We start from the raw sequence: 26,499 nt of genomic DNA, 5'->3' as shown, positions 1-26,499 counted from the left end.
ATTGTAGGATTACCATGCGTTAGCTTTTTGATGAAAATTATAAATACAATGATTATTGTTTTCTTTTATGATTTACCATGTAATGTTTTTCTTTTTCTGAATACGAAGATATATATCCTTTATGCTTAATTATAAATAATAATTTATTATGGTCTTCTGACTTTACAAGTTTTGCTTTTAAACTTGTATTTGTAATATCAGCGTAATCACCTCCCAGACTTTTAAGGAATGAATCTATAAATGCGTTGTCGTACTTAGAGGAATATTTTATAAAAATTTTGATTCTGTTATCAGTTGGAACACTCCCGTTAATGAGTATAGATTTTATGATTTCATCATCTACAGTAAAAGAAGCATCATTTAATAAAATAGAAGCTATTAACTGTAAGTTTGCATTAGTTTTGATTGTGTCAATAGAGCAAGTATTTATAATTTTTAATTTCTCAGGATTTTCTAAAGCCCTTGAAAGTAGGACTAATTTTAAATCTCTGCTGTCGAAAGTTAATTCATTGAGAATTTTGAAATAATCTGTTTTACGTTTTTCAAACAATGTTATATTGAGACCATCAAAGTATTCTTTTAGTTTATCATAACTTTCTTTTGTAGGTTTAATACATGTGTTTTTTATTAGTGTTTTTATTTTTTCTTGAGATAGTTCTTCAAATTTCAAATCACTGTACCACCAATGACCACTTGTTGTAATTAAATCGTAACTATCATTATCTATTTCATTTGCATTGAGTATTTTTTTCCAAAATCCATTATATATTTCTGTTTCTTTAGGAATTTTAGTGTTAGAAAGTTGCTGTGCGTTATCAAGGATGTTTATAAAGTTTATGATGGAATTGAAAATTTCTTTTTCTTCTTCATTTTCGGTAAGTTCCTGGCTGTTGTAGGCGAATAACAGATTCTCCCATGTTGCAATTATTTTATTATTGTCTAATAGTATTTCATATAAATTATCGTCAGTTATATTTGAGAGTTTGTTTATCTTGGTGTTAACTTGTGAAATAATCAATTCTTTATTGCGAATTTTTAATGTTGGATGATTCAGTAATTCAATATATGAATCTAACTTTTCATTACAGTTAGTTGGAATTTTTAGATAAATATTTTCAATATATTTTTCAAAATTCAGCTCTATGTGTTGTATTAAACGTTGGGCTTCAGAATTTTTTATTGCATAGTAATTTGAGTTGTCGAAATCTATCTGATTAAATACACCAAACGTTTTAATTATTGGAGCTATTAGTTGAATATCAATATCGTGTAGATTATTTTGATAAATATAAGTTAACATTTCATCATTAGAGTTTTCAAAGTCAATTTTTGAAAAGGATAAGTTCAATTGCTCTATGATATTTTTGAGTTTGTTAGTGTTTTCAATGCTATTTAAAAATAAGGAATCGGATAAAATTTTTGTTTTGAAAGAAGATTGCTGCGCAATTTTTTTAATAGTATCCAATTCCGCAAATTCAAGTATACTTTTGAAAATACGTGTTCTTAATTTATCTGAATAATCCGGACTCGATGCTATAAAGTCCCAAATATTAGGCCATTTACCACACAGTTTTTGTATAAATTTTTCAAGATTTGGCGTTATTTCATAATATCCTTTAATAAAATCGGATGTAATTTTAGATTCGTCTTTAAGCCTAGTAAAAACTGAATTTATTTGTATATTATAATTACCGGAATTTAAGAGTAAATAATCCAATAAATCGTAATTCAGTGTATATTCTGTTTGAAAATCGTAAGCACTAATCCTAGCTGTTAATTTTTCAAGTTTTGACAGTTTGTATTCAAATGGTTGCCTGTTTTTATTTTTTATATTTATCAGGAACTGATAATCTGTACGTGTAATACTTTCTTCATGAAATAACGAAATATAATCGGTGTAATCTTCGGCGATATAACCATTTCTTAATAAAATCAACATAAGATCTTTATTAAGATTTTCACTAATCTGAATTTCAGATAATTGATTAGATAGTATTAGTTCTGATAATTTATAGTTCCTCGCTTTTTGTTTTTGAAGTTCTAGTTCCTGTACATTATTTTTTAAAGCACTGATTTTACCATTTTTAATTTCAGTAATCTCCTTTTCTCTTTCTAAGTATAATTTTGAAGGATGAACTAATTTCTCAATTGTTGCAAATTTGAAATTTGGCTGTTTTATTTGGGTAATCTCTCTACCATAAGCATCATATCTCATTTGATTATATGAAAAATTAATAGACTTTATGTATTCAAAGTTTTCATTAGTTATTGCAGAACTAATGTCAACAGCAACACTATTGATTACAAAAGAAATAAATCCAGGTAATTGAGAAATTATTTGTGCTAGGTATAATTTGCGTAAGTCCGTTGTATTGTCAAAAAATATTTCTTCGAGATTAGTAATCTGTCCTTTATAGTCTTCTATTTTGAGATCAGTATTGGTAACAATTTCTTTTATGTAATCAGATTTGGCTGAGAATATATGGTAGAGTTCGCCTTCATTCTGACTTAACTTCATAAAATCATTTGGATAAATGTTTTTATACGTGATTATCCCGAATAATTTATTTGGTATTAAATTTTGATTAAGCTTTTTAGTATACAAATGAAATTCGTTAGTGATATTATGAAGCAACCGCATATCATCGATAAAGAAGGAGATGTCTTCAATGAATGCATCAGTAAGTTCTAAATTGAATTTATTTCTTTTCCTTAATAAAATCTCACTTGAATTAGACGAGTTGATTATAGGTATTACGGGAATAATAAAATCAAAGAATTTGGTACGTTCTTTGTCTGTAAACATATTATCTCTTACAGCGTATATGAATACAATATCTTTTTTCTTTGTTTTTTTGGAGTTGTTTAGTAGTAAGTTAAGTTCTCTTAACTTGGTGAATATTTCGGTTTCTTCGAAACGGTCTAAATCTTCGATAATGACTACATTATAAGGGCAAACTGAGAAAAAATAGAGCAACTCATCAATGTGATGGTTAAGAATTGACTTATTTAAACTATCGCCAATACTTATTTCAGCATTTTGAATTTTAAGTTTACTAATTGTAATAGCGCTTATAAGTCGAATTGATTTTCGAATTATAAAATAGATTCCAATAATAATTATTACGATGCTAGTATAATGAATAATATCGCATACAAAATTGTTTATTGGGAAATCCTTTAGAATGCTTTGAATAAAATAGGGATTAAAATAGTTGTAAATAGCAACTATAAAAAGTAAGTATCCGATTGAAGTTAAAAACAATGTTGTTTTACTAAAGCTTTTTATTTTTTTAAATTGGGAATCGGGAATCTTGCTGTCCTTTTCGTGAAAAAAAATTTGTTCTAGAATACTTATTTCTATTAAACGTAATAAGTCAGCCGTATTACCATTCTTGCCATTATATTTGTTTTCATTTTTATCTTTTTTCTCTTCTGGTTGGTCATCGATTTTTTTCTCTTCCTTGAAAGTAGCTAAAGAAATATTCAAAAATTTTAAATCGCAACCATTATAATTTTTTTGAAAGGTTTTAAGAATACTACTTTTTCCAGAGCCATAGGGTCCTGTTAAGGCAATATTTTTAATATCTTCTTTTTTTCTGTTTTTTAAGGCCCAAAGTAATGCTTCTGAATATTTACCGTCTTCATCACTATTATCAATAGGAGATAATGATGAGTATGCGTTATTTTCCAGTTTGTCATTAGAAAATGAGGAATGAATGGATTGTAACCAAGCAATTGTTGTATCTAAAAAAGTTAGAAATAAAACTTTAAAAGAAAATTTTTTGAAAAATGATTTAACCCATTCGAATATTCTTTTAAAAAAGTTGATAATCTTATTTTTCATAAATTATAATGGTTGGTTAGTATTTTTGTTGGTTCAGCTTTTTTAATTCAACTCTCCCTTAAACGCCCGTTGCAACAAAGACTGAAACAAGGCTTCACTTTTTACCAAAGCTTCTTGGGCTTGTTGTTTTTGGGTTTCTATTAATTGTGCTCGTTCTGCAAATTGGTTTTGGAGGTTAACAGGAGGAAGAATAGTTTCTTTTGATTGCAATTTAGCTTTTGAAATATTAGGCATTGAGCCAGAAGTCCCAGAGGCTAAAGATTGTATTTCAGCACTAAATTTATTGTGATTAAGAAGATAATATAAAAATAAAGGATTTGCTTTTTCTTTTAGATAAATTAGTCGAAATACTGTGTCAGGTAATAATAATCTAGGTTCTGTATCGTATACAAACACAGTTGTTCCCACCATGTGATAGGTGTTTTTTCTAGTAAATAATAAATCACCTTTTTTAACTTCGCAATCTAACTTCGCAATTGGAACTTCAAATTCATATTTTTTGTTCTCTTTTGAATTATAGGTACCGTAAGAAACTGAACCAAGTTTTAGTACTGCCCATTCATTATTGTTATTTCTAGGCTTATTTTCGCATACAGGACTCCAACCACTTTCAATTTTAGATAAAATTTTTGAAAATGTAGTAATCTCCCAACCCTTCTCATTCTTCACAGGATCGCCAAACATCTCCAAAAACAAGCTTTGTGTTAGCGCATCGTATTTCTCGATGAGTTTTTTGTTGTATTGGCGCAGTTCATCAGCTTTGTCTAGGATGGTGGCAATTTTTTGTTGGGTTGGGAGAGGAGGGAGGGGGATTTCTAAGTCTTTTACTATTCCTAATGAAATATTAGCCAAAGCCGCTCCAACTGCTCTGTTTAATAATTGTTCTTTTATTGTTGTAAACCAAAATCTAAGATACCTAATATCCAATTTTGTTTCATCTTGAATGTTTATTCCTAGAATTGCTTGATTTGTAGATAAATCAATTTTAGCAATTGCTGTTTTACCAACAGAACCATACATTGCTAAAAGAAGTGTGCCTTTTTTGAAAAAACGATTATTTATTGATTTTAAGCCTTCGGTAGATATATGTTCTTCAGTTTTATAAATGTAGCCATCATTACTTTTCTCTAAATCACTAATTTTTGACCAAGGAATAGTTCCTTTGTAATATTCTGATTTGCCTCTTGAAGGAGTCCCTCCACTTTGCATATTACAAAGTTGATTTAGTTTAACTTTCTGCATTAATTCTATATTTTGTATATTCGTTTTTGTTAATCTACTCAAGATTAATTAAAATTTCTTTGACTTGGAGCATTCCTGTTTATAGCGGAATTGTTGGTCGTAGTTTCGAATCCTTCTGGGATTACAAAGGTTAGCGGTTTGCCCATTGACAAGCTCAGGGTGACTGTCAAGATCACCAACTAAAATTAGGGTTTCTGTTTCGAACCCTGCCGCGGTCACCGCTAGTATTGTACTACCAGAGGCGCAGGATTCATAACCCTGAGGTTATCTTGGATTCGAATCCCTTCTTCTCTGCTATTTCCCGGGGTGGAGAATCCCTCTTACTCCGCATCACTATCCTAACATTTTTTCTAAATCCAACATCGCTTCCATGCGTTTTTGGTCGATTGCCTTGATATCTGCAATGAGCGTTTGTGGTTTTTCATAAATTACTTCGTCATAAATGATTTCCTTGTATCGATTGATGCTTAAATCATAGTCATTAGCTGCAATGTCAGCTTTTGGTATCAGGAACGATTTTTGGGTTCTGTCAGCAAAGTTGTCGGCTGGTCGTTTTTCATTGATGCTTTTCCAATCCAACAAAATGTTTGGGATGTCACATTTTCCTTTAAACTCTTTTAATACACTTTCAGGGTTAGTAAAGCATTGCTCAAAAACTTCTTCTGAAATTTGAGCGTTGCGTTTGTCGTCCAGACTGAACCCATCGGTTTGCATATCGTAAAACCAAACCTTATCGGTACCGCCTGAGTTGGTTTTGGTAAAGAGTAGGATAGCGGTACTTACTCCGGCATAGGGTTTAAAAACCCCACTAGGTAAGGATATAACACCTTGTAATTGTTGATTTTCTACCAATTCTTTACGGATGTTTTTGTGTGCGCCTGAGCTTCCAAACAATACACCATCAGGTACGATTACGGCAGCTCTTCCTCCTAATTTTAACATACGTAAAATCAGCGATAAGAACAATAATTCCGTTTTTTTGGTTTTGGTAATTTGCAACAAACTACTTTCTACTTCATCATAATCTAATGCGCCTTTGAAAGGTGGATTGGCTAGTACTAACGAATACTTTCCGTTAATGGTATTGTTTTCCGCCAACGCAGAACCGCCCACTAATTGTGGGGATTCGATACCATGTAATTGCAAGTTCATAGAAGCAATACGCATCATCGAAGGGTCAATTTCCAGACCGTTAAACATGTTGGTATTGTAATGCTCACGGAAGGATTTGTCTAAAAATAACTTATCGTGTTTATCGTGAAAGTATTGTCCAGCCGCTACTAGGAAACCTGCTGTACCTAATGAAGGGTCACAAATCGTATCGTCTGCTTTGGGTTGGGTTAGTTCTACCATCATGCGAATGATGTGTCTTGGTGTACGGAATTGCCCGTTGGTACCCGCTTCGGCAATTTTGCCCAGCATGTATTCGTATAAATCGCCTTTAGTATCGCGATTGCTCAACGGTAGTTTGTCAATTTGTTGTACTACTTTGTCTAACAACTTAGGCGTGTCTATCATAAAGGTAGCACCTTTGATGTATTCGGTAAACTTACCGCCATCAGCCCCCAAGGTTTTCATAAAATCAAAGGCTGTTAAATCGTTCAAATGGCGTTGTGGCTTTCTGAACAAATCAAACATCACCTCTGGATCTTTGTCTTTGAAATAACTCCATCGCAATTCCTTTTGGCTTTCGGCATAAATCATTTTCTTGGTAGTTCCTCCAAGCATTGCAATTTCTTTCTCGATAAGAATTTGCTTGTCGTCCAATTGTTTTAGGAAGATGAGGTAAGTAAACTGTTCGATTACAGTCAATGGGTTGGAAATTCCTCCTGTCCAGAAGTCGTTCCATATACGGTCAATTTGAGATTTTAAGTCGCCTGTTATCATGGGATGTTGATTTATTTTGTAAAGTTATGGTTTATGTGTGCAGTGGAAGTGCGTTAATCTAATTTTATGATTTCTTTGATATGTAATTTAGATTTATCAGGACTTGGTTCTGTTCTAACTTTCAGTCTATCTTCCTCTTTGATATTTTCATTTCGAACTGTGCTATGATGGATAGTTATTGTTTTAAAACTATTATCAGGTTTGAATGTACCAAAATTGTCTTCAGAAATTCTTATTACAGTACCTTCAAACCATTCACTTTCACTTGAAGATGATTGATTTTCATTAATATCATTCCAGAAGCTTTTGTTAATTGAACTATCATTATTTTCTTTTATGTAGTTATCATACCAAACAAGTAAGTCACAAACTACAAAAGTTAATTGATATAATAGATATGGTGTTTTTACACTTTTTCTATACTCCTGATAATCCATATTCTCTGCTGGATCAACATCAGAAGTATGTGAAGCTGCTCCTGTTATAAAAATAAGATTTTTGATATTTTCAGCCATTATTTTAGAAAAGTGTGCCTTAGTGCATCTTACATTTAGACGTTTTGTGTTTTCACCGGCTAAAAACAAACTTGATTCAGCCAAATTTACTTGGCCTTTTTCATTTATGCATTTTTCGTGCAAAATATTATATTTAGCAGCATCTCTAAAGACATATTCAATATACATTCTTAATTGTGTAAAATACAGTGATGGTTCTAGGTCATTTGCATAAGTTTGAATTGACTTGAATATATTTACTAAATTATTTATGTCCTCATGTGGAACATTAATTTTGTTAGCAATTTGGAAAACGTGCTTATGCTGTAATTGAATTTGAGAATTTTCAAGATTATCAATTTCGGTTTTGATATCTTGTAATAACTCTTTCTCATGCAGGGTTTTAGTATAATAACAAAGTTCAGTTCTTCCAAATTTATAATCTTCCTGGTAAACAGATATTTTTTCTAAGAAGTCTTCATCACTCAAGTTTTTAGGATGGCCTGTATAAACAAACCAAGGTATGACTCTACTAGATTTTAATTCACTCAATGTTTTTAAAGAATAGTATAATCCTGAGTTTGTCATTTTATCTTCATCAGTATCAGAATTTTTGAAACCAAAGGCATCTAAAATAACTGCTTGAAATTCAAAACTAGAATCTTTTTGCAACATCTCTATTCCTTCAATATGGTATTTTACACCAACTAATTCAATATTCCCCATTTTAGCCATTTTTTTGATTGCTTCCAATGAAGCATCAGTATGTCTATCATCTATCAATAAAACTTTATAACTCATAAAACAATTTGTAATTAAATTGAATAGCTACTTCAAAAGTATAACCACCTGCTTCCTCTACGGTGTAATTATTTTGAAACACTTTACCATTATTACGTTCTGCTAAAACTTTAATAATGTGACCTCCTTTTCCTGAATTTGACGAAGAACCTGCTTTACCACCATCAGCAAAATAATCTAATTCACTTATTTTTGATGGCTTACCATTATTTAAAATTGCAATTGAAATAATCTCTTTTTTATGATCTAATGACAACTCAATTTTAATTTTGTTAATTTGACTAGATTCTCCAAAACCACTATGTCTTACAGCATTTTCAAAAATGTTCGTAAAAATTCTATTCAAGTCGTTTCTATTTACCAAAACAACTAAATCAATTATATCAAAATCAATCTTAATTTTTTCAATATCAGAATAATCTATTTCGAATAAATTACCATTATTTCCTAATTGTTGTTCGCAGAAATCTTTCAGAAAAATAAGTATATCAATATCTTCTTTTACAGAAACATTATCCGAAGTATCATATAAATCCGATAATATTACAGCCAACTTTTGAACGCTATTATATATCTCTTTAATTGAAGAAACTATTGTTGTATCACTTTCTTCATCAATTATATGATTAAAAAATTGAGGATTAGCATCTGCATACATTTCCAAGGCAATAATCTGACCTTTTAAATTCAATAATTCACCATTACGAAGATCATGTAATTTCCATTGGAAATCATTCATTCTTTCTTTAAGTAATGTGTCTATTGTATTTTGAAGTTGAAAAGCTTCAATTTTACCTTTATCCGATTGAATTTTGGCACCTTCAGCTAATGCCTTTTGTCGTATAATAGACTCTTGAGTACTTAAATTAGGGACAATTACTTTTATTTTTAAAATATCTTGTCTTGACAATGATGGCATAGTAGAACCTACTGAGAATGATTCTGCTTGTTTTGAAACATAATCAGTATTTAATTGTAAAATCAAATAGGATAAATCAATTCTATCATTTGAAATACAAAATGCTTCTATGTCAGGAGAAATAAATACAGGATTATCAACACTTGCATCACAGAAACTTGGTTTCAGTTTGTTGAATCTTTTGGATAATAACAATGTAGGTTTTACAATCTTGTAAAAAGTTTTATTTACATCAATTTTAGTAAGACTATCCAAAGAAATTTGATACAAAAATGTATTGTCAGACAAATCAGAAATTCTAACAACTCGTCCAAAATCATTTTCAGTTCTAATCTTTGGAACTGAAACTAACAAGTCATTCAACTCTACTAATTTAGAATCTTCTGGAATTTGAAAATCATCAGTATTAGATAAATATCTAGGGATATTTAAGTTATAATCATTTTCAATTATTTCCGCTTTTGAAATAGATTTTGAAAATTCAGGTAATTGAATTTGATTTGACCAAGTCTCAATTATTTTATTAACACCATAAGCTGTTAACTTATTGGTGAAATTATCTTTTACAAATTCTGAACTTGCATCAATAAGAAAAACACCATCATTTTTATCAATTTCACTTTTTTCTAAAACCATCATACAAGAAGGTATTCCTGTACCAAAATAAAGTTTACTTGGCAATCCAATAATCCCTTTTAAATAGCCTTTATGAATTAAATGTTTTCTAATATTTAGTTCAGAACCACCTCTAAAAAGAACACCATGTGGAATAATCACTACAGCTTTGCCTCCAACTTTTAAAGATTCTAAAACGTGTAATACAAATGCTAAATCTGCATTATTATTTGAAGGGATCCCTGTATTTGAATTCCAACGATTGTAATCATCAAATTCATTATTTCTGTTCCAATTTTTAACCCCAAATGGAGGATTAGAAACTACATAATCAAACTTTTTCAGTAGATTATCCTTTTCTAAGAATTTAGGATTATTTAAAACGTCTCCTTCTAAAATTTCAAAAGATTCAATTCTATGAATAATTAAATTCATTCTAGCAACACTAACTAATTCATAATTGATTTCTTGACCAAAGAAATTAAAATGATTTTTATAATTTTCAGCAATAGAAATAAATGAATTACCATTTCCACATGTTGGATCATATATAGATATATTATCCTTAGTTTCCTGTATATTTAATAATTTTGAAATTACTAAATTTACTTCTTTAGGTGTTGTCAAGTCCAAGAACGACTTACCACTTAGCTCTGCAAACATTAAAACAATAGAGTCAAACAAATTTGCCCAAATGTTAGTTTCGTATGAATTATTTAAATCAAAGATCTTATTTGATGAATTTATTAATAATATCAAATCGTAAAGAGCTTCAGTGTTTGTTCTAATATCTCCTACACTAGTAATGTCATTAAAATCATTGAAATCAATAACATCTTTAAGTGTTGGGTGTAACTCAACAATACCTCTCAGCTTATTATTAATTTCGTTTCCTAAATATTGATTATTTGCTAATTCAATTAAAGAATCAAAATTCAATTCAGCAGGAAGATTATATTGAAAATCTTCATTCTTTTTTGTTTCATCAGTAATAAATTTTAAAAACACTAGAGTCAATAAATAGTTTTTTAATCTACTTATTTCAATTATACCTCTAAAATTGTTTAACGAATTCCAAAAATAACTTTTCACTTTACTTGAAGTATTTAACATAAAAAATTGCTTAACTAATTATTCTGCAAATGTATTTTTAATTAGTGCATTACAACTGCACTAATAGTTATTTTTCATTTTTTCAATTCTCATTCTCATCTTTTCTACAAAAGAAGCAGGTTCTAAAACCTGTAAACTTTCACCATAGGAGAGTAGTAAGGATTCTAATTCATAATTCGGAATTACTTTTATGACAATACGATGCATATTGTCTTCAAATTGGTAGGCTTGGGTAGGGTGTAATGGTTTAGTTTTGATATAGGGAACTAAACTTTCAGCGATTTTAATTTTTATGATTTCGATTGGTGCATCTGGAATAGTAACCCCCACAATATCATCGAAATATTCATTAAAATCTATAGTACTGCTTACATAAGCTTTATCTGTTTCTTTTATTGAAATAATTCTATCTAAAGCTAAGTTGGTAAGTGTTTCAAAATTGAGTGATTTTCCAAAAAGAAACCAACGCTTGTTATATTGTTTCAAATGATAAGGACTCAACTCGTAGGTTACACTGTTTTCATTTTTAAACGTTTTGTATTCAATAGCTACTACTTTTTTATAAATGATAGCGTTGTATAAGTCAGAGATATAGGGTTTACCTTCTAAGAACTCATTTTCTTCAAAACTCATCACTTTTTCAGAGTTTTTATTTAATTTGAATTCGGCATCTAATCGTGTCTCTAATTCTTCAATCCAATCGTATTGTGGCATTCCTTTGAATCGACTCAAAGTGAGTAAAGCTTCTTTTAGCTGAATCGCTTCGGTTTCATTTAATGGTTTATTTGATATAGAAAAAAGAGGATTTGCATAACGATAATACACTTTTCTACCATCTTTTGTTTTCTCTAATTCAATGGACCATCCTTGTTCGCTTTCCATGAATCGGATATCGTCATATAATTGTCTTTTCTGGATACCTTCTTCTTTACCAGTAAATTCATAAATAGCCTCATTGCATGCAGCCACTAAATCGGCAATAGCAAATCTTTTTCCAGAATTTCTAAAACACTTATCAAGTGTGTTATATCGAATTTGTGCGTGCTTATTAGTTGCCATTTAATTGTTTATTGAAGTTGAATTATCTTTTTTTATTAATTCAATATTCTGGTAAAACTAAATATTTTAGGTATTAAAACCTATTCATTTTTGAACTAGTTTATAGGAATTTATCCGCTTACTTTTAAATCATTAGTCGTATTATTTAGTCTTTGATGATTTGAAATCTTTCTTCTCCAATCGCATATTGCGATTTGCGATATTAAAATGTTTGTTTGCTCAAATTGAGTTTTTTTATTATCAAAAAGTAAATTATCACGTCTTCTTCTGCCAAATAACTCCACTTAAGGACAACTCATTAATAGGTTCCTATTTCCATAAGACATTTGCTCCAAAATCTTGCAATGAGCAGGAATGTCTAACAAATTAATTCATTTTAATCATGGAAAAACAAAAAAAGAAAGTTTTGCTGATGGCTATGTCCATGCTGTCAGCTTTTAGTGTGATGGCACAAGGAAACGGTGCTGCAGGAATCAATGAGGCGACTCAGATGGTCACCTCTTATTTTGATCCTGCCACACAATTGATCTACGCCATCGGAGCGGTAGTTGGTCTAATAGGAGGGGTAAAAGTGTACAACAAGTTCAGTAGCGGTGATCCCGATACCAGCAAGACCGCAGCGAGCTGGTTTGGAGCCTGTATCTTTCTGATTGTATCAGCTACAATCTTGCGTTCCTTCTTTCTTTAATCTTTTGGCTGATGAATAATTACAACATCAACAAAGGCATTGGGAGGACGGTAGAATTTAAGGGTTTGAAAGCGCAATACCTGTTACTCTTCGCTGGTGGATTGCTTGGGATTCTTATTCTAGTAATGATTTTGTACATGGTCGGAGTCAATTCCTTCATCTGTCTATTTCTGGGAGCTGGTGGTGCTTTGCTAATTGTATGGCAGACTTTTTCGCTGAACAAAAAGTATGGAGAACATGGATTAATGAAAATAAGTGCTTATAAACGGCATCCTCATTACATTATCTGTCGCAAGTCAGTACGCCGCTATTTCAAGTTTAAAACTAAATCCAAACGAGCATGAGGAATAAATCAAAAGCGACTACGTTGGAAAGTAAGTTTCCATTGTTAGCGGTAGAAAATAATTGCATTGTCTCAAAGGATGCAGATATTACAGCTTGTTTTCGGGTTGAGCTTCCAGAGCTTTTTACGGTGGCTTCTGCGGAATATGAAGCGATTCATTCTGCCTGGTGTAAGGCTATCAAGACTTTGCCCGATTATACTGTGGTACACAAACAGGATTGGTATATCAAAGAAAATTACGCTCCAGATATTGCTCAGGAGGATTTAAGTTTTTTGGCAAAATCCTACCAACAGCATTTTAATGAACGCCCATTTCTGAATCACTATTGTTATTTATTTCTAACTAAAACGACTAAAGAGCGTATGCGAATGCAGAGTAATTTCTCTTCGCTTTGCAAAGGGGTACTTATTCCCAAAGAAATAAGGGATAAAGTAACTATTCATCGTTTTATGGAAGCCGTAACACAGTTTGAACGAATCGTAAATGAGAGTGGTTTTGTAAAACTGGAACGATTAAGTGAAGAAGACATCATCGGAACAGATGATAAGCAAGGAATATTGGAACAATACCTGACGCTTTCAAGAGAAGCAGGAACGCCCATGCAAGACATTGCTTTGGGAGCAGAAGAAGTACGCATTGGAAACAAAAGACTTTGCCTGCATACTTTGTCAGATACTGATGATTTGCCTGGAACGGTTTCGGCAGATACTCGTTATGAAAAACTGTCCACAGACAGAAGTGATTGTCTTTTGTCTTTTGCCGCACCAGTAGGATTGTTGTTAAGTTGCAATCACATCTACAACCAGTATTTGTTTCTGGATAACAGTGAAGACAACCTGCGTAAGTTTGAGAAATCAGCAAGAAACATGCACTCGTTGGCACGTTATAGTAGAGCGAACCAAATCAATAAGGAATGGATAGAACGCTATTTGAACGAAGTACATTCTTTTGGGCTTTCATCTATTCGGGCTCATTTTAATGTGATGGCCTGGTCAGAAGATCCTGCTGAACTAAAACAGATAAAGAACGATACAGGAAGTGCTTTGGCATTAATGGAATGCAAACCAAGGCATAATACCACAGATGTAGCCACACTTTACTGGGCAGGAATGCCAGGTAATGCAGGAGATTTTCCGAGCGAAGAAAGCTTTTACACCTTCATAGAACCCGCACTCTGTTTTTTTACCGAAGAAACCAATTATCAAAGTTCACTATCACCTTTCGGGATTAAGATGGCTGACCGGTTAACAGGAAAACCCATCCATTTGGATATTTCCGATTTGCCAATGAAGCGAGGCATTATCACCAATAGAAACAAGTTTATATTAGGGCCTTCAGGTTCAGGAAAATCATTTTTTACCAATCACATGGTTAGGCAATATTATGAACAAGGTGCTCATGTGTTGTTGGTAGATACCGGGAATTCTTATCAGGGATTATGCGAACTCATCAAAGGAAAAACAAAAGGAGAAGATGGTGTTTACTTCACTTATACGGAAGACAATCCTATAGCCTTTAACCCTTTCTATACCGATGATGGTGTGTTCGACATAGAGAAAAGAGAAAGTATCAAAACGTTGATATTAACCTTATGGAAACGGGATGACGAGCCACCAACCCGCTCAGAAGAAGTGGCATTATCCAATGCCGTGAGTGGTTACATTGAACTCATCAAGCAAGAGGATAAATCTCCTTCTTTCAATGGGTTCTATGAATACGTGAAGGTTGATTACAGAAAGGTACTGGAAGAAAAGCAGGTAAGAGAAAAAGACTTTGATCTTGCCAACTTTCTCAATGTATTAGAACCTTATTACAAGGGCGGTGAATATGATTACTTATTGAATTCCGAAAAGCAACTGGACTTGCTTTCCAAACGATTTATTGTATTCGAAATTGATGCCATAAAGGATCATAAAATTCTTTTTCCAATTGTAACCATCATTATAATGGAGGTTTTTATCAATAAAATGCGTCGTTTGAAAGGAGTGCGAAAGTTAATCTTAATTGAAGAAGCCTGGAAAGCTATTGCAAAAGAAGGAATGGCGGAATACATCAAATACCTTTTTAAAACAGTAAGAAAGTTTTTTGGAGAAGCCATAGTAGTAACTCAAGAGGTAGATGACATTATTCAATCACCTATTGTAAAGGAAAGTATTATCAATAATTCGGATTGTAAAATACTGTTGGATCAGCGAAAATACATGAACAAATTTGATGAAATACAAGCCATGCTTGGCCTCACTGAAAAAGAAAAAGCACAGGTACTTTCCATCAACATGAATAACGACCCCAGACGATTATACAAAGAAGTTTGGATTGGGTTAGGAGGTACTCATTCGGCAGTATATGCTACAGAAGTAAGTCTTGAAGAATATTTAGCATATACGACAGAAGAAACCGAAAAGTTGGAAGTGATGCGACTTGCTGGAGAACTCGATGGAAATGTAGAACAGGCTATCAAACGGATAGTCCTTCAGAAAAAAGAAAACAAATAGTAATCATTTTAAAAATTGAAAACAATGAAAAAGTTAATGTTTATGGTGTATACAGCGTTGCTATTTGCTGTCACACCAACAGCGAAAGCACAATGGGTGGTAACAGATCCTTCTAATTTGGCTCAGGGGATTGTCAATACTGCGAGACAAATTGTACAGACTTCTACCACAGCGACCAATATGATTAACAACTTTAAGGAAGTCCAAAAAGTGTATAATCAGGGAAAAGAATATTATGACAAGCTAAAGGCGGTAAATAATTTGGTGAAAGATGCCCGAAAAGTACAACAGACTGTACTACTTGTTGGAGATGTTTCTGAGATTTATGTAAAGAATTTTGGCAAAATGATGAACGATCCTAATTTCAATGCTCAGGAACTTTCAGCAATTGCTAATGGATACTCCGTCTTATTGAATGAGAGTGTATCACTTCTGAAAGAGCTTAAACAAATTGTAAATGCTTCCACTTTATCCCTGAATGATAAAGAGCGTCTGGATATTATTGACGGTGTGTATAAGGAAGTAAAGGAGTACCACAATCTGGTTCGCTACTTCACCAACAAAAATATTTCAGTCAGCTATCTCAGAGCTAAAAAAGCCAATAACAGTAAAAGAGTATTGGAACTTTATGGAACAGCTGACCAAAAATATTGGTAATCATGGAATTCAGTAACCTTCATGAAGTATTACGCACCCTCTATGATGAGATGATGCCATTGTCAGCTGATATGGCAGCAGTAGCTAAAAGTCTGGCAGGATTAGGCGCATTGTTTTATGTAGCATTAAAAGTCTGGCAGGCACTTAGCAGTGCAGAACCAATAGATGTCTTTCCACTTCTTAGACCTTTTGCTTTGGGACTTTGCATTATGTTTTTCCCAACGATGGTGTTGGGGACACTCAATGCAGTATTGAGTCCTGTGGTTAAAGGGACACATAGTATCTTAGAAAATCAAGTTTTGGATTTGAATGCCTTACAGCAACAGAAAGACCAACTGGAAAGAGAGGCAATGCTTCGCAACCCTGAAACCGCTTATTTGGTTTCAGATGAAGAGTTTGATAAGAAACTTGATGAACTGGGTTGGTCTCCTTCAGATTTGGTTACCATGTCTGGAATGTACATGGAAAGAGAAATGTACGGAGTCAAAAAAGAAATTCGTGATGGTTTTCGGGAGTTTTTGGAAATACTGTTTCAGGCTGCTGCGCTGGTCATTGATACGATACGGACTTTCTTCCTGATAGTCTTATCTATATTAGGCCCGATAGCTTTTGCCATTTCAGTCTGGGATGGATTTCAGTCCACACTGACGCAATGGCTTACCCGATACATCAGTGTATATCTCTGGTTGCCTGTTGCTGATCTTTTTAGTGCGATGTTGTCCAAGATACAATCCTTAATACTACAAAAGGATATCGAAAGTTTATCAGATCCCAATTTTATTCCTGATTCATCCAATACGGTGTATATCATTTTTATGATTATTGGAATCATTGGATATTTTACAATTCCTACCGTAACGGGTTGGATAATTCAGGCTGGGGGAGCAGGTAATTTTATGCGAAATGTAAACCAAACCACTACAAAAACAGGAAATATCGTAGGGGCTGGTACAGGAGCAGTTGCAGGCAATATTGGAGGCAGACTAATGAAGTAATAATATTAAATAGCAGTAAAATGGAATTTAAAACCTTAAGAAATATCGAAAATAGTTTCAGGCAAATCAGATTGTATGCCATTGTATTTGCATTGTTATGTATTGGAGTAACAGGATATGCGGTTTGGCAATCCTACCACTTTGCAGAATTGCAACGCCAGAAAGTGTACGTGTTGGACAACGGCAAATCGTTAATGTTGGCTTTGGCACAGGATGCGTCGGTCAATAGACCCGTTGAAGCCAGAGAACACGTCAGACGTTTTCACGAACTTTTCTTTACTCTGGCACCCGACAAAGATGCTATCGAAAGCAATATGAAAAGAGCCTTTAATCTCGCCGACAAAAGTGCTTTTGATTATTACAAAGACCTGTCTGAAAAAGGATATTACAATCGTATTATTTCAGGAAATGTGCAACAGCGTACAGAAATAGATAGTGTGGTATGCAATTTCGACAACTATCCTTATGCTGTAAGAACTTATGCCAAGCAGTTTATTATTCGATCCAGTAATGTAACCAAGCGTAATCTGGTAACCTCATGCTATCTCGTGAATTCAGTTCGTTCGGATAACAATCCACAAGGTTTTAACATAGAAAAGTTCAATGTAATAGCCAATAATGACATCGAAATTATGGAACGTTAAAAACAGCTAAGATGAAAAAACTACGAGAAAATATGGATACTTGGTTTAATAAGTTAGATATGCAATGGCGTACACTTCCTGTGCAGCAACAGTACAATTATCTTTTATACTGTTTTCTTGGGTATCTGATTCTAACTATAGCTGTTATTCTAAAAGTTTGGTATGATACAGGGAAATCCAATCACAGCCTGGTTATTGAGCATATTGAAAATCCAGTTGTCAAAAAGAAAGAATCAGCTGGATTGTGGCAGGATTCATTGTGAAAAATTATAAAAAATAAAAGACATGAAAGAAAATGAAAATAAAAAAAATACCGTCTTTGTAACAGATGGTACTCAAAATAAAACTTCGGATGTACTATTGGAAAGTAGTCTGAATAAACGCGATAAATTTAAAAAGCCAGTCATCTTTGCGTTGATGGGGATTGTATTTCTGGGATGTATGTATTTGATATTTAAACCATCTGAGAATATCAAAGTGACAGAAGATATAGGTATAAACGATTCGGTTCCTCAAGCTACTGATAACGGTTTGCAGGATGATAAGCAGGAAGCTTATGAAGAGGCCATGTTGGAGCAAAAGAATCTGGAAAAACGTAAATCACTACTGTCTCTTTCTGATTATTGGAAAGAAGACGATAATGATAGTACAACTTTAGTTCTTTCTGAAGATAGGAATGAAGCGTCTAATACTATTGCAGGAAACTCAAATCCTTCTTTAGATAGTTATCGTAATGCACAAAATGCAATAGGTACTTTTTATCAGAATGATAATTCGGAGACATTACAACTGCGTAAACAACTCAATGAGCTAAAAGAACAATTGGCTAAAAAAAGTGAGACACCGATTGATCCCGTGGAAAGCCAATTGGAATTAATGGAGAAATCCTATCAGATGGCGGCAAAATACCTTCCAACTAATGCGGTTTCAGGGGAACAGCAAAAAGAACAAAAAATAGTACTTTCTGGTTCATCAAACCAAAAAGAAACTTTTGTTGCGGTTACTCCAGCTCATAAAAATGTAGTTTCTTCTTTATATAGAGTACCCACGGATAGCACATTTATAGCTAATTGGAGTAAAAATCACAACAGTGTATTTTATATGATTGGGAAAACCGAGCAACAAATACAACCTAAAAATAGTATCCGTGCAGTTGTGCAACAAACACAGTTGCTAACGGAGGAGAGTAGTGTACGTTTGCGTTTACTAGAACCTGCCAAAATAGGAAATCATATTATTCCTCAAGGAACAGTATTGACTGCAAATTCAAAATTTCAACAAGGACGTCTCCAAATGAAAATTACGTCAATAGAACAGCAAGGTAATATTATTCCGGTTACTATTATAGTGTATGGACTGGATGGACAAGAAGGTTTGTTTGTGCCTTATTCTCCCGAAATGAGTGCTTTCAAAGAAATGGCTGCTAATATGGGACAGACTTCAGGAAGCAGTATTATGATGACAAATTCTGCCGGACAACAAATAGCAGGAGATTTGAGTCGTGGGTTGGTACAAGGTGTTTCGGGATATTTTTCTAAAAAAATGAGAACTCCAAAAGTAACACTCAAAGCAGGACATCAAGTATTTCTTGTTTCTAAAAAATAAATATTCAATTCTTTAAACTTTATGCAAGATGAAAACAACAATGAAAAACATACTAATAGTTTTAGCCTTAGTATTAGGTTATGCTACGCCATTTCAGGCACAACAGACTGTTCATAATATCACAAAGCTGGACTTGGGAAAAATAGAACCGTATAAGATAGAAGTAACTTACAGTAAAACTTCGCACTTGATATTTCCTGCTGCTATCCGCTACGTGGATTTGGGAAGTGATTATCTGGTTGCAGCCAAGGCGGAAGATGCAGAAAATGTATTACGAGTAAAGGCAGCTGTTCGTGATTTTGATGAAGAAACTAACTTTTCGGTAATTACCGAAGATGGACGTTTTTATAATTTCAATGTGCTTTTCAACTCTTTTCCAGTTACTATGAATTATAATCTTTTGGAAATGCAAAAGGGGATAAGTAGGGAGAACGGTAATGATGTTCTTTTTGAGGAATTAGGAAAAAATGCTCCATCATTAGTAGGTGAATTAATGGAAACGATTTATGAAAAAGACAAACAATTCATAAAAAATATTAAGATTAAAAGTTTTGGGATTCAATTTTTATTAAAAGGAATCTATATCCACAACGATAAATTCTATTTCAATACCGAGGTTCGTAATCTTACCAATGTGCCGTTCCGAATTGATTTTATTGATTTCAAAGTAGTAGATAAAAAGCTGGCTAAACGTACTGTAATACAAGAAAGAATGTTAACTCCATTGCGAATATATAAACCGCTGGATGAAATTATAGGTAATACAATAGAGCGAAATGTATTTCTGTTGGATCTATTTACTATTGCCAATGACAAAGTACTCCTTATAGAAATTTTCGAAAAAAACGGTGGCAGACATCAGGTATTAGAAATTGAAAATTCTGATTTGGTTAAAGCAAAGCTTATCAAGGATATGAAGTTAAAGATTAATTGATTTTAATAGAAAACATAAAAGGGGCTGTTTCACCATTTGGTGAGGCAGCCTCTTGCTATTTGTTGAATATATTTATTTCTTAACCTTTTAAAAACAATAAGTTATAGCTAAGAAACGTTTTTTAAAATTAAAAGAGTGAAATATAAACGTACTCATTATGAATCCAACATTGTTTTTAAGCATCTTAGCTTTGTTAAGTGGTTTTGGTCTTCGTTACTGGATTAACAGAAGAAAATTTTATCGAAGAAGCCCAATGGGAGCAGAAGGTTTTTCGAGTTATGAAAAATCAGTATTGATTTCTTTTCTGGAGCGTACCGGAAAATGGATTGCTTTTATTCTGATTGTTTTTGGACTTTTGTTCTTCTGGAGTTATTCAAGACAAAAGAAAGAAAAAGAAGAAGTGGTTTTAATTGAAAAGCAAAATCCAAAATAATCAAGCGGCATTCTTTTGCTTCTTTTCTTTGGCCGCTGATGTAGAAAGAAAAGAAGTTAAACCAAACCAATAAAGAGGATAATGAATATTCTCATGCAAAACCCGCAAGCTTTTTGGTAAAGTGGGAGTATTCACATTTTACCAAAGTGCTTGTACCTTTCTTCTGCAAAAAGACTTTCCTGACCATAGAAGGGAGTGTCTTTTTACTTTCCTGTCCTGAAAGAATGATATACAAAAAGATCTTCATAAAGAACACACTAACGTACCAAACGTGATTACAGTATCTCTTTAAAGCTTTAAAATTATTAGATAAATAGAGCTGAGTTTATAATGATTTTAGTTCTGTCAAATTATACTCCGAATCAGATTTACTTTCAAAATTTAATTAAAAAAAGAACATATAAACAAAAAAAAACAGTAGTAAACATGAGCTTACTACTGTCTAAAAATGATACTTTTTTCTTTATTAATCCTGTATCTATTTTTCAGAACTAGACATATTAATCATATCCAATGTTTTGATCGTATAGTTCTGGAGCAGCTAGAATTTCTTGTAACGGAATAGGATATATTAATGAGTTTTTGTTTATAGTGCCTAAATCATTTGAAGTATCTTCTAAATCTTTCCAAGCATTCATAATAGTTAAAGCATTACCGGATCTGATTAAGTCAAACCATCTGGTTCCTTCAGAGAAAAATTCTTTCCTTCTTTCATCAAATAATTGGCTTAAAGTTATATTTGAAGCATCTCTTGCTAAACCGGCGCGTTCTCTCACGTCGTTAACAATATCGTCAACATCGGCCTGAGTGCCACCTCCCCCATGAAGAGTACATTCAGCCATTAACATCAGTACATCTGTATATCTCATAACCATGAAATCTACACCCCAGTCTTCTCGACCAGCTGTTCCATATCTACTTGGGTCAATGTATTTCTTAAAAACGGGATAGTTGTGTATGCCTACATAAGTGCCTGAAGGAACAGTATAGGTGTCAGCAATTCCAAATATTGCTCTTTCATCATTACTACTAAACATAGCTCTAAATCCTTCAGATATAGGTCTTCCTTCTAAAGACCCTTGTTGAGATAAATTTAAAGATGCAAAATAAGGTTCGTAACCTACTTCTACCATAAAATTTCCACCAGCATTGTTTCCTGTACTTTGTGTATAAGGGATAGTTAATACATTTTCTTTGTTTGAATTACCTTCTGTTCTGAATATAGGGCTATAGGTTGGTGAAAAAATAAACAAACCACTCGTTTTTATGTCATTCAATTGTTGATATGCTTTGTCCCATTCGTTAAGCCCCAAAGTAGCTCCGTCTATATCATAAGTAGAACTAGAACGAGTCATGTAAACTAGAGCAAGTAATCCTTTTGCTCCATAGGTAGTTACTCTACCGAAATTTGCATTATCATAGGATGGTGGAAGATTAGGAATAGCTGCTAATAAGTCTGATAAAATTAAATCATAAACTTCAGTAACTGGAGCTCTTTCATAAGTACGTGCTTCCTGAGGGCTTACTGTTTTGTCTATCAAAGGTACTCTACCAAACCATCTAACCAAATCAAAATAACAGAATGCTCTAAGAAAACGAGCTTCGGCTATCATAGTACTCTTGTCTAATGGGTTAGTAAAAATTACATCTCCTTTTTCTGCTATTTTCTCTAGTAATTGATTGGCTTTGTAAATAGCATTGTAGTTACTATTATATGCTTCTCTAATGAATGAATTTGAACTAATTCCAGTTGAAAAGTTATTGATTCCTTCCCATTCTCTTGAAGCTTGAGTGGTTGCTAAGAAATTATCGGATCTTGTTTCACTCAAATTTAAGATTCTATTGGCATAGCCATAAGTTCCTGATCCATGAAAAGCTACCGCATAAGTGGCATTTCTGGCCTGAATAAATTCGCCTGATGTAGAATAAAAATTCTCTATAGTTCCTGTAGATAAAGGGATTTGATTCAGTTCATCATCGCAAGAAACCAGAGTAAATAATGCAAAGATATTTACTGCTATATATATATACTTCTTCATTTTATTTTAATTAAAATTAATATTTAGTCCTAAAACTAATGATTTAGCCATTGGTGCTCCACCGTAATCTACAGGAACAGAAAAGTTTGAATCGTTACTTCCTGCATTGTTTACCGCCTCAGGATTGTAGCCTACTTTATACTTATCCCAATAAAACCAGTTCTCAGCACTCACATATAGTCTGGCATTATCAATTCTTGAAACGGATTTTACTAATTTGCTAAGATTGTACCCCAGAGTTATATTTCTGATACTGATATAATCAGATTTGTATAACCAGTCAGTATTAGGTTGGAATCCAAAGTTCGTTTTCCAGTTTCCTCTTACAGCAGGATCTAAATCAATTGTGTTTTCGCCATAAGACATCCCTGTACGATCTATAGCTCTACCTATTAATCCATATACATAACCTCCGTTTTGACCTTGAACTAAAATATTCAAATCAAAGTCTTTGTATTTAAAATTATTGGTTATTCCCCATGTGTATTTTGGAGTAGGATTACCAACATCAACTCTATCGTCTGCATTAATCTTTTTGTCTCCATTTTGATCTATATACCTTGGGTCTCCAAGTACTAATGGATTTCCTCCAAAAGTAGTTCCTCCATTATCAATATCAGCCTGAGTAATAACACCATCTTGAACAACAGTAAAAATAGTATACATTGGTTTTCCTACTTCTAATTTTATAAAAGGAGTTCCACTATGTCCTGATGTAATTTCTATTTTATCTTGATTAGGTCCTAAAGCCAAAACTTTGTTTTCATTAAAACTTATATTCGCTGAAGTTCTCCATTGGAAATCTTTAGAAGCAATATTTATAGTATTCAATTCAAATTCCCATCCTTGATTTTGAACTTTTCCAATATTAGAAAGATAGCTGGTAAACCCAGATGCTGCCGGAACGGGTACCTGCATTAGCAATTCACTATTTTTCTTTCTGTAATAATCAAAGGTTCCTGAAATTCTATTTTTTAGTATGGCAAAATCAACTCCAACACCAATACTCTGGGATTCTTCCCAATGTAACTCAGGATTAGGAATAGAAGTATTTCCTTGACCTAAACCTGTTCCACCTCCTAGTGCATAATTAAAAGGTCCTAGTTTTGAAAATTGATCATAATTACCAATGTTGTTACTTCCGTTGATACCACCACTTGCTCTAAGTTTTAAATCGGTTAGCCAATCTACTTCTTTAACAAAGTTCTCTTCTTTTATTCTCCATCCTAATGACAAGGAAGGAAATAAGCCCCATTGCCTATCAGAGCCGAATCTTGAAGAACCGTCACGTCTGATACTGGCTGATAGCAAGTATTTCTCTTTATAATCGTATTGAACTCTTCCAAAATAAGAAAGTAGAGTATTCTTTTCTGAATTGGTAGAGCCTGTCGATCCGTTAGGTAAAGTTTCAATAGTAGGACTAGTATATAAGTTTCCAGAAGTAAGTGAAGATCTGGTAATTTGATTTGCACTGAAAGATTGCCCAATGAGGAAATTAAGATTATGATCCTTAATTGATTTAGTATAATTTAAGGTATTTTCATTAACAATATTTTGCCTTCTATAGGTGCTATAAGCCCCACGAATACTTAATAGAACATCGTTTGGAATATAACTTTCAGTCGTATTATCTGAATTATCAAAATTAATACTACTCTTAATACTTAATCCATCAATTATTTTATAATCAACAAAGGATGAGATAAGGTTTCTAAACATTGCATTTTTTCCTTTTCTAGCCAAATTGCTAAGCATATCAGTTGAACTGCCTCCCCAAGCGTATCTTGTGGTATATTTTTCTCCAGCACTATTTGCAGCACTTTCAAATACAGGAGTAGTAGATAGTACTCTGTGTAAGGTATTGTCTTTTCCTTCAACTCCGGGATCGTTTTTTATAGAATATGATGGAGCTATATTGATTCCTATTTTAACATTCTCTGATAATTTCAGTTCAACATTAGCTCTTGCAGAAAATAGTTCATAATCAGTTCCAATAATGTATCCTTTATTTTTTTGATAACTTCCAGATACATAATAATTTACGGCTTCTGTAGCTCCAGAAGCAGACAATTGGTAATTATTAAATTCCCCAGTTCGGAAAATTCGATCTTGCCAATCTACAAAATCCAATCCCGGATGTCCTGGAATATCCCATCTAGGGTCGTACATGTAACGAATATCAAAAGCCCCAGTAGCAATATCAGGATTTCTATTTAAATTGTATAAATCTCTTCGCTCATCAATTGTCTGCGAAGCTGTAGCACCTGGTATACCCGATGTAACCCATTGATTGTCGATGACTGTTTTTGCTCTTTTAATCCATTGTTCACCATCTAATACATCTACTCTTTTTCCCTCCTTAGATAATCCAGAATAGGTATTGAAAGTGAATTTAGGCTTCCCAGTTTTACCTCTCTTAGTAGTAATCAAGACCACTCCATTGGCTGCTCTAGATCCATAAATAGCTGCAGCCGCAGCATCTTTCAAAACCTCAATAGAAGCAATATCGTTAGGATTCATATTGTCTAAAGGACTTCCGTTTGCAAAATTTCCGTTGCTATTAGAGCCTTCTGTGGTAATTGGGAATCCATCAATAACATATAAAGGTTCATTTCCTGCGGAAATTGATCCAGTACCTCTGATGTTGATGCTAAAAGGCTGACCTGGTAAACCTGATGTTTGTTTTACCCTTACCCCAGATATTTGACCAACCATCCCTTGGTCAACTCTAGATATTGGTCTTTCCACAAAATTCTCAGTTTTTATAGAAGACAACGAACCTGTGGTTAATTTTTTCTTTTGAGTTCCATAACCAATTACTACCACTTCATTTAATTCTGATTGAGCTGGTACTAAAGAAATGTTGTAAGTGTTTAATTCTGTTACTTTTTGTTCAATGGTCTTGTAACCTACATAAGTAAAAATCATCGTATCGCCAGGTTTTGCCGATATTGAATAATTTCCATCCATGTCTGTCGTACTTCCCTTAGTAGTCCCTTTAATTACTAAAGAGACACCAGGAACAGGAAATCCTGATTCGTCAATAATCTTCCCTTTGACTAATTTTTCTTGAGCATAAGATGTAGTGCTAAGAAAAGCAACTAATATAAAACTCAACAAATAAAAAATTTTGTTTTTCATAAATTATAATTTAAGTTGTATAAAATATATTTGAACAATTAAAAAAACATCTGTTTTTTTTAATCATTTTAAATACATTACATTCATTTTGGTTAATATTTTCTAATTCAGTCGATTAAATTCAATAAAATGGTTTTTATTGTAGAATTTATAAATATGGTTTTTGCTTAAATTTGTTTTATAATTAAACCTTTTAAACTTTGAAAACACCGAAAAATTTTTTCAAGTGAAATTCATTTCATTCAATTTTATCTTTCATACATCGCCAAACTTTTCTATTGCATTGATTAAGGAGGAATTAATATCATTACAATATTTTGTGACAATGCAATATCTTTTATAGATAGAAAAATAGCATTGTCGATTAGCAGAAATTTAAATTTCTCTGACATATACTTACTGAAATATTCTAAATATTTAATGACTATTTTTTTGCTAACATAATTAGTATTCAAAAGGAAACTTTGAATTGTTAATACTGTATTTTTTTTCATAACCATCCATATAAATAACTACAGTTGTGCTCACAATAAGCATGATAACTTTT

At 32.8% G+C, this 26,499-nt stretch carries 18 protein-coding genes; 10 read left to right on the top strand and 8 right to left on the bottom strand.

Features of this window, described 5'->3' with window-relative positions; all coding sequences use genetic code 11:
• Positions 1-52: 52 nt before the first annotated feature.
• The 6 genes from H599_RS0106960 to H599_RS0106935 all read right to left on the bottom strand — a co-directional run bounded on the left by H599_RS0106960 (position 53) and on the right by H599_RS0106935 (position 11,977).
• Entirely contained in the window at positions 53-3,847 is a 3,795-nt protein-coding gene (locus H599_RS0106960) for a YobI family P-loop NTPase (protein WP_026713468.1), read from the bottom strand.
• Positions 3,848-3,889: 42 nt separating this feature from the next.
• Positions 3,890-5,089, bottom strand: coding sequence for a restriction endonuclease subunit S (locus H599_RS20265; RefSeq protein ID WP_155960755.1), 1,200 nt, complete (start codon positions 5,087-5,089; stop codon positions 3,890-3,892).
• Between the two features lie 333 nt (positions 5,090-5,422).
• Positions 5,423-6,976, bottom strand: coding sequence for a class I SAM-dependent DNA methyltransferase (locus tag H599_RS0106950; RefSeq protein ID WP_026713467.1), 1,554 nt, complete (start codon positions 6,974-6,976; stop codon positions 5,423-5,425).
• A 53-nt stretch (positions 6,977-7,029) separates the two neighbouring features.
• Positions 7,030-8,271 carry a hypothetical protein gene (locus H599_RS0106945; RefSeq protein ID WP_026713466.1) on the bottom strand — a complete coding sequence of 414 codons (1,242 nt, stop codon included), beginning with the start codon at positions 8,269-8,271 and terminating at the stop codon, positions 7,030-7,032.
• On the bottom strand, positions 8,261-10,918 hold the full coding sequence (locus tag H599_RS0106940; RefSeq protein WP_026713465.1) for an N-6 DNA methylase: 2,658 nt from the start codon (positions 10,916-10,918) through the stop codon (positions 8,261-8,263). The genes H599_RS0106945 and H599_RS0106940 overlap by 11 nt, the downstream gene beginning before the upstream one ends.
• A gap of 60 nt (positions 10,919-10,978) precedes the next feature.
• Positions 10,979-11,977 carry a helix-turn-helix transcriptional regulator gene (locus H599_RS0106935; protein WP_026713464.1) on the bottom strand — a complete coding sequence of 333 codons (999 nt, stop codon included), beginning with the start codon at positions 11,975-11,977 and terminating at the stop codon, positions 10,979-10,981.
• Between the two features lie 382 nt (positions 11,978-12,359).
• On the opposite strand from H599_RS0106935, the gene H599_RS0106930 reads away from it, so the two are divergent.
• The 10 genes from H599_RS0106930 (at position 12,360) to H599_RS0106885 (ending at position 20,772) form a co-directional block, all read left to right on the top strand.
• The gene (locus H599_RS0106930) at positions 12,360-12,665 is read left to right on the top strand and encodes a DUF4134 domain-containing protein (RefSeq protein WP_026713463.1); all 306 of its coding nucleotides are present in this window, start codon (positions 12,360-12,362) and stop codon (positions 12,663-12,665) included.
• An 11-nt stretch (positions 12,666-12,676) separates the two neighbouring features.
• Positions 12,677-13,009 (top strand): DUF4133 domain-containing protein, encoded by a 333-nt coding sequence (locus H599_RS0106925; RefSeq protein ID WP_026713462.1) that lies wholly within the window; start codon positions 12,677-12,679, stop codon positions 13,007-13,009.
• Entirely contained in the window at positions 13,006-15,504 is a 2,499-nt protein-coding gene (locus tag H599_RS0106920; protein WP_026713461.1) for a TraG family conjugative transposon ATPase, read from the top strand. The genes H599_RS0106925 and H599_RS0106920 overlap by 4 nt, the downstream gene beginning before the upstream one ends.
• Positions 15,505-15,528: 24 nt before the next feature.
• Positions 15,529-16,161, top strand: a complete 633-nt coding sequence (locus tag H599_RS0106915; protein ID WP_026713460.1) for a DUF4141 domain-containing protein — start codon at positions 15,529-15,531, stop codon at positions 16,159-16,161.
• A 2-nt stretch (positions 16,162-16,163) separates the two neighbouring features.
• On the top strand, positions 16,164-17,156 hold the full coding sequence (gene traJ, locus H599_RS0106910; RefSeq protein WP_026713459.1) for a conjugative transposon protein TraJ: 993 nt from the start codon (positions 16,164-16,166) through the stop codon (positions 17,154-17,156).
• A gap of 20 nt (positions 17,157-17,176) precedes the next feature.
• A complete protein-coding gene (gene traK / locus H599_RS0106905) occupies positions 17,177-17,800 on the top strand; it encodes a conjugative transposon protein TraK (protein WP_026713458.1) in 624 nt (207 codons plus the stop codon).
• A gap of 11 nt (positions 17,801-17,811) precedes the next feature.
• The gene (locus H599_RS19310) at positions 17,812-18,063 is read left to right on the top strand and encodes a hypothetical protein (RefSeq protein ID WP_051590665.1); all 252 of its coding nucleotides are present in this window, start codon (positions 17,812-17,814) and stop codon (positions 18,061-18,063) included.
• Between the two features lie 22 nt (positions 18,064-18,085).
• Positions 18,086-19,405, top strand: a complete 1,320-nt coding sequence (gene traM / locus H599_RS0106895; protein WP_026713457.1) for a conjugative transposon protein TraM — start codon at positions 18,086-18,088, stop codon at positions 19,403-19,405.
• Positions 19,406-19,445: 40 nt separating this feature from the next.
• Positions 19,446-20,339, top strand: coding sequence for a conjugative transposon protein TraN (gene traN, locus H599_RS0106890; RefSeq protein ID WP_394330976.1), 894 nt, complete (start codon positions 19,446-19,448; stop codon positions 20,337-20,339).
• Between the two features lie 157 nt (positions 20,340-20,496).
• Positions 20,497-20,772: a hypothetical protein gene (locus H599_RS0106885; protein WP_026713455.1), complete on the top strand. Its 276-nt coding sequence runs from the start codon at positions 20,497-20,499 to the stop codon at positions 20,770-20,772.
• A gap of 500 nt (positions 20,773-21,272) precedes the next feature.
• On the opposite strand, the gene H599_RS0106870 is transcribed toward H599_RS0106885, so the two are convergent.
• The gene (locus H599_RS0106870) at positions 21,273-22,811 is read right to left on the bottom strand and encodes a RagB/SusD family nutrient uptake outer membrane protein (RefSeq protein ID WP_026713454.1); all 1,539 of its coding nucleotides are present in this window, start codon (positions 22,809-22,811) and stop codon (positions 21,273-21,275) included.
• Between the two features lie 6 nt (positions 22,812-22,817).
• Positions 22,818-25,952, bottom strand: a complete 3,135-nt coding sequence (locus tag H599_RS0106865; RefSeq protein WP_026713453.1) for a SusC/RagA family TonB-linked outer membrane protein — start codon at positions 25,950-25,952, stop codon at positions 22,818-22,820.
• Positions 25,953-26,499 lie beyond the last annotated feature (547 nt).

This window comes from Flavobacterium daejeonense DSM 17708 (genome assembly GCF_000425425.1).
Classification (GTDB): domain Bacteria; phylum Bacteroidota; class Bacteroidia; order Flavobacteriales; family Flavobacteriaceae; genus Flavobacterium; species Flavobacterium daejeonense.
The sequence above is the reverse complement of the archived record's forward strand: the minus strand, read 5'-3'. Positions and strand labels throughout refer to the sequence as shown.